Annotated in this window: 4 protein-coding genes; 2 read left to right on the top strand and 2 right to left on the bottom strand. The window is 25.3% G+C overall.

Annotated elements, in window-relative coordinates:
* Positions 1-62: 62 nt before the first annotated feature.
* Positions 63-962: an FHA domain-containing protein gene (locus tag AJ932_RS08380; RefSeq protein ID WP_070278739.1), complete on the bottom strand. Its 900-nt coding sequence runs from the start codon at positions 960-962 to the stop codon at positions 63-65.
* On the bottom strand, positions 959-4,486 hold the full coding sequence (gene tssM / locus AJ932_RS08385; RefSeq protein WP_070278741.1) for a type VI secretion system membrane subunit TssM: 3,528 nt from the start codon (positions 4,484-4,486) through the stop codon (positions 959-961). Before tssM ends, AJ932_RS08380 begins: the two co-directional genes overlap by 4 nt.
* 133 nt (positions 4,487-4,619) lie before the next feature.
* On the opposite strand from tssM, the gene AJ932_RS08390 reads away from it, so the two are divergent.
* Both AJ932_RS08390 and AJ932_RS08395 read left to right on the top strand, forming a co-directional pair.
* The gene (locus tag AJ932_RS08390) at positions 4,620-5,135 is read left to right on the top strand and encodes an Hcp family type VI secretion system effector (protein WP_070278743.1); all 516 of its coding nucleotides are present in this window, start codon (positions 4,620-4,622) and stop codon (positions 5,133-5,135) included.
* Positions 5,136-5,391: 256 nt separating this feature from the next.
* The gene (locus AJ932_RS08395; protein ID WP_070278745.1) at positions 5,392-5,622 is read left to right on the top strand and encodes a hypothetical protein; all 231 of its coding nucleotides are present in this window, start codon (positions 5,392-5,394) and stop codon (positions 5,620-5,622) included.
* The last annotated feature ends 20 nt before the right edge of the window (positions 5,623-5,642 follow it).

A 5,642-nucleotide genomic window follows, 5' to 3' on the forward strand; every position in this document is an offset into this window, starting at 1 on the left:
CAGAGGATTTAAGAGCTAAGATACTAGCTTATGCTAAAGAGCATAATATAAAAGAGTGAAAATCACTCAAAATCTTTAATATACTTTTCCAATGCTTTGATGGTAAGATTTTCAAAAAGAATCTTATCTTCTTTGATATTGTTTTGTATGGCAGCTTCAATATATTTAATAAACATATTTTCTTCCATTTCTTCAAATATTGGAGTATATAATTCTTTTGCGATTAGGCTAAGGGCTAAAATATTGATCAATCTCGTGGATTTGATTAAGGGTATATTATTAACAATGCTTTCAAAATCTTTAATACTAATAGGAGAATAATCTTTATTTAATTTAGAGCTTTGTTGTTTTGTTTTAATATCTTTTAAATTTTTTACCAAACTTTTTAAAACATTTTCATATTCTAATGAATTTGGATTTTTTTGAATTATTTCTTTTAAAAAGCTATCATCTGCCTTTTCTTCTTCGATAAATTTATAATCATTATTTTCTAAAATCTCTTTTAACTCTTTGTTTTTGTCAAAATTTATACTTGTTTTTCCTCTAGGTTTAATTTCAATTTCATCAAAATGATTGCGTTTTTCAATATCTTCTAAGTATTTTTTATTTTCTTTAATGCTTGCTTCAATGCTTTTTGCATCCACAAATCTAAATTCTAAATTACCGATTTTAAAAATATCGCCTATGCTGATTATTATTTCATAGCCACTTGGCATTCTAGAAAAGGACTTATTATAATAAATGTCAGAATCTTCAAAAGCCGCAATTGTAAAAGATCCTTCTTCATAAGATACTATGGCATGGGTATTTTTGATTTGTTCTAGTTTATCTTGAATACGAAAAGTGCAATCATCACCGCTTCCTATAGTTCCACCCTTTGTGTTAAATACAAATGTTTTAGAACCACTAATACATTCGTCATAATTCTCAATAGCAATTCCTATTTCTTCTTTTTCTATCATTGTTTATTTACCCCTGTAATATTTTCTACTATTTTAAGATTGTTTAAAATATAAACTATATTATTTAATTCACTAGCACCGTTAATAATTTCAAAGTCAAAATATAAGTTTTTATTATTGTTAAATATAATGCTGTATATAGAATTACTTTTATTATCTTTTATAAACTTATACCATGCCCATTCTCCTTTATATGATTTTGTATAATTTAAATTAGGATTAGAGTAGTTATAGGCTGTAAAATTTAAACTTGTTCCATTATTGAATTTTTCTGCTACAATTTGTAGGGTTTGATTAAGAGTATGATCGTATTGGATATTTTTATTATCATAGCCAAGCTTTATAAAGGAAAAATCCGCACTTAAATCAAGGCTTTGAATAGTAAAATTAACTTTTATATTATCATTACCATTTAGTATGAGACTAGAGAGATTGCCTGCATTGGTGATAAAATCTAAAAATTCTTTAGAGAAATTTAATTTTGAAGCAAATTGAGAATTGATAGAATAGTTATTTTTTCTTTTTACTAAAACATTGTTCAAGTATTTTTTATAAAAACTATTTAATGTCCCATTTCTTCCAAAAAATGTTTTAAAACTATCCATACTAAGATCTGCTACACTCTCATCATTAAAAGGATAATATGGTGCAATATCATTAACAAATGGATTATACACTTCATTAATCCAAGCAGTATTAAATAAAGAAATACCATGATTTTCTATAAAATTCCACGAATAATTAGAAAGCTGACTATAATATCTCTCTAAATCATTAGGTAATTTTTTTATGTTCATTTGAAATACAGCAAAAGGATCATTGGCATCTTTATTGCCTCCAAGAGCATATGAAATTTTTTCTTCAGCGCTTTGGTTATTATTAGAACTAAAATCTATAATTTTATTGGACATATTTGTAATACTTGTATTAAGAATATCTAATATTTTTTCATCATCAGTGCCTTTGCCCACTTCTATATTACCAACACTTAAAAGTGTATTTTTGTTTACTAGCTTATGATATTGTGTGAAAGCATTGCTTACCCCAATAAAATTTGATCTAATTTCCCCAGCATTTAATCCTAAATTGTAGGCTTGAGTTAGTAAAACTGCATCATTTAAATTTGTATTAGAACTAACAATTTTTAACAAAGAATATAAAGGGTTTTCTTTTTTTGATAAGATATTAAGCTCATTAAGCATTGCCTCTTTGGTATTATACCTAACAGGTTGCAATGAAGCGAGTAGATTTTGCCAAGCATTTTGGTATTCACTTAAGTATAATTTTAAAATACCCATAGTCAAAGTGTTTTTATTTTCTTTAAAATTGTTATCTAGCATCCAAGATTCAATATTGATTGCGGTGTCAACTTGTTGATTTAAATCATTTAAAAAGTCCATCATACCAACTTTTGTATATATTTTATCTATAGAAGTTATTTGAGAATTATTTGAAAATACACTATTTGCAGCAAAACCTAAATCCTCTTTTATAAGATATTTTTCTTTAGGTTTATCGCTATTTAAAAAATTAAGAAGAATGTAAATTCTTTGAGTTCTACTTATACTCTCAAGTTTTCTTTTTCCTGTATGTATACTGTTTTCATCTTCTGTAAAAGATTTAAGATTAAATTGTTTAAGCTCATCCACCCCTTCTAGAAAGTCATCTTTAGAGATTGAATACTTACTTAAAGTATTCCAATTCTCGTTAATCCAAATTTTTAGTATTTCTTTATTAAAATATTTTTGTTCAAATAAAGATCTATACATATATAATGTTTTGATTAAATTTTCTTTATTTGTATCGGTAAGTAAAGTATATTCCATTTCTTTTAATAAAGTATTTTTTAACACATCTTCATTCAGTTTATAATAAAGTTGTTTAGCTTCTTTAAATCCTTTGTATGAGAGATTTAGATTTAAATATTGAAATATATTATTATCTTGCCAAAGTTCAGGATAAGTATTTAAAATATTTCTCAATTCAATTAAGAAGTCAGCTTTTTGTTTAATATTTAAATTTTGATAATCTTGATCTTTAAGAAGCAATTGTAAAGATCTTAAGGTGTTTTGGCTTTTTTCGAATTCTTTATTGTTTTTACTTATAAAATAAGAAGATATAACATATGTTCCAAAGCTTATGATTAAAATTATCATTAAAAAAGATAATTTTTTAGAATAAGATTTCATAGTGCTTAAAGAATAATCTGTAAAAATTAAATCTTCGAGCAGTGATTTAACAAAATAGCTTTGTTTATTATGTATAATATTGGATTTTGATAATACTTTTTTGCAGTTATATTTCTCACATATGGCATCGAGTAAGAAATTTCTAGGAATATTTTCTTGATAGGCACTAACAAAATAAACTCCTCTAAGATAAGAATTATTTTTAAGCTTATTTTCTTCTTGTACTTCCAAAATAAAAGTCTTTGCTAATGCAAATAAATTATCAAATTGTTTTAAAAATAAGTAGCTTTTATTTTTATTTTCCATATTGTAAATATGGGAATTTTTACTCATTAAAGAGCATAATAATGAATCACTTAATTCTTTAAATTCATTATTTAAAAATTCTTCACTTAAGATTTTATCAAAAGATAATCCTAAAATTTTATCTGAAATTTTTTTATCGAAAATATCAAAATACTCTTTCATGCCTTCCATCAAGTCAAGTTTTGAAAAAACTATATAGATGGGCAACTTTAAATTCAAAGTTTTTTCACATTCGTTTACTCTTTTTGTTAGATATCTAATAAGATTTTTGGAATACTCCTTAGGATTATTTAAGAAAAGGACAGTATCAACAACTAAAATAATTCCATTTAGTTTGCTATGAAAAAAATTTTTATTGAGAAAAGTAAGGAATTTTTTCCATATATTTTTTTTAATTAAAAAATCTCTATTTTTATCTATATCATCTTCGGGTATTTCATCGCTACTTGTAGGCTTAAAAAATTCTTCTTGTGAAAAATAGTTTCCTTCTGTATCTAACAAAGCGCCTTTTTTTGATACATAAAGTGCAAAATTTCTAGTAGACTTATGGAATTTTTTATAAGACTCTAAACTATCGCTAAGTGGATATTCGATGTTAGAATAATTGATAAAAGTGCTTTTTCCAGCCCCTTCATTTCCTATGATGATAATTAAGGGTAAATTTTTTGTTTTTAAATCATTCTTCCATGTTTCTTTGGCATCTTTAAGAGATAAAAAGAAGTTTCTTTTAGATTTGTAAATAAACTCATCAGCTTCTTTTTTTAGGTCTTTAAATTTTAATCTTTTTTCACTTTTTAAAGAAGATATAAAATTTATAATAGGCTTTAATAAAAAAAATAAAAAAACAATAAGCCAAATTATCAAGATAATACTAAATCTTAAAAATGAGCTACTAAAAATATATATGTCGTTAAAAGCTATTAAAGGACCCCAAAACCAAAATAAAACACTAAAAAGAAAAATACAACAAAGTAAAAAAGCAGTTATAAATAATCTTGATTTTATAAAATCAAATATTTTTTTAAACATCGTTATTCCTTATTTAAAGTAAAAACAAATAAATATTAATATCAATATACAAATATTTTACAAAAATTTATATAGATTAAGATTAAAATGATACAATTTTGAATGTTAAAAAAAATTAAAGGAGGTTCTTTTTATGGCTGAACCAGCGTTTATAAGAATTGAAGGTTCCACACAAGGTTTGATTTCAAGTGGTGCATCTACTGAAGCGAGTATTGGCAATAGATATAAATCAGGTCATGAAGATGAAATCATGGCACAAGAGGTATCTCATATCGTAACTGTACCCGTTGATCAGCAAAGTGGGCAACCTTCTGGACAAAGAGTTCATAAGCCCTTTTCTTTTACTTGCTCATTGAATAAGTCCGTGCCTTTGTTATATAATGCACTTACCAAAGGAGAAAGACTTCCAATAGTCGAAGTTCATTGGTTTAGAACTGCAGCAAGTGGCGGATCTGAACATTTTTTTACTACAAAATTGGAAGATGCAATTATTACAAATATTGAATTAATAATGCCAAATGCACAAGAGTCAAGTAATCATGATAAAACCGAGCTTTTAAAAGTTTCAATGAGTTATAGAAAAGTAGTTTGGGAACATACTGCTGCTGGAACTAGCGGAAGTGATGATTGGAGAGAAGGTAAAGCTTAATTATAATTATCTTAAAAAAATCCCGACTAAAATGCGTAATTATAGTCGGGGTTATATCTTAAAAATATATTTTGTTTTCTTGGTTTTAATTACAAAACTACTTTCTAAATTATAATACTATTTATTCATACATGAAATCATTTATCTTAATGAGCAATTTTTGTCTTCTATGTTTGGATGCTAGCGAGCTAATCTTTATCAAACCACAAAATTACATCTTAATTTTAATAAAATAGAGAATCTAAGGAGATAACCCATGACATATATATTACTTCTTATTATAATTTCTACTATTCTTTCTTATCTTATATTAAAATTTATTTATAAAATCATCTTTAAATCTACAAAAAGCGTTTCAAAGTTTTTAGTCTTTCTTGGAGGTATAGGCTTAATTATCTTTTATTATACTCCTTATTCTTATTATTTAGAGCCTAGTTATTGGCAATTTAGGAATATGTGTAAGTTAAATGAACTTCCTAAAGTATAATAAGATTCTAGGGTATTTTG

It is taken from the genome of Campylobacter sp. BCW_6873 (assembly GCF_001762365.1).
In the GTDB taxonomy this organism is placed as follows: domain Bacteria; phylum Campylobacterota; class Campylobacteria; order Campylobacterales; family Campylobacteraceae; genus Campylobacter_D; species Campylobacter_D jejuni.

Coding starts and splice junctions, on each gene's coding strand:
- tssM (WP_070278741.1), bottom strand. CDS start 4,486: ATGTTTAAAAAAATATTTGATTTTATAAAATCAAGATTATTTATAACT.
- AJ932_RS08395 (WP_070278745.1), top strand. CDS start 5,392: ATGACATATATATTACTTCTTATTATAATTTCTACTATTCTTTCTTAT.
- AJ932_RS08390 (WP_070278743.1), top strand. CDS start 4,620: ATGGCTGAACCAGCGTTTATAAGAATTGAAGGTTCCACACAAGGTTTG.
- AJ932_RS08380 (WP_070278739.1), bottom strand. CDS start 962: ATGATAGAAAAAGAAGAAATAGGAATTGCTATTGAGAATTATGACGAA.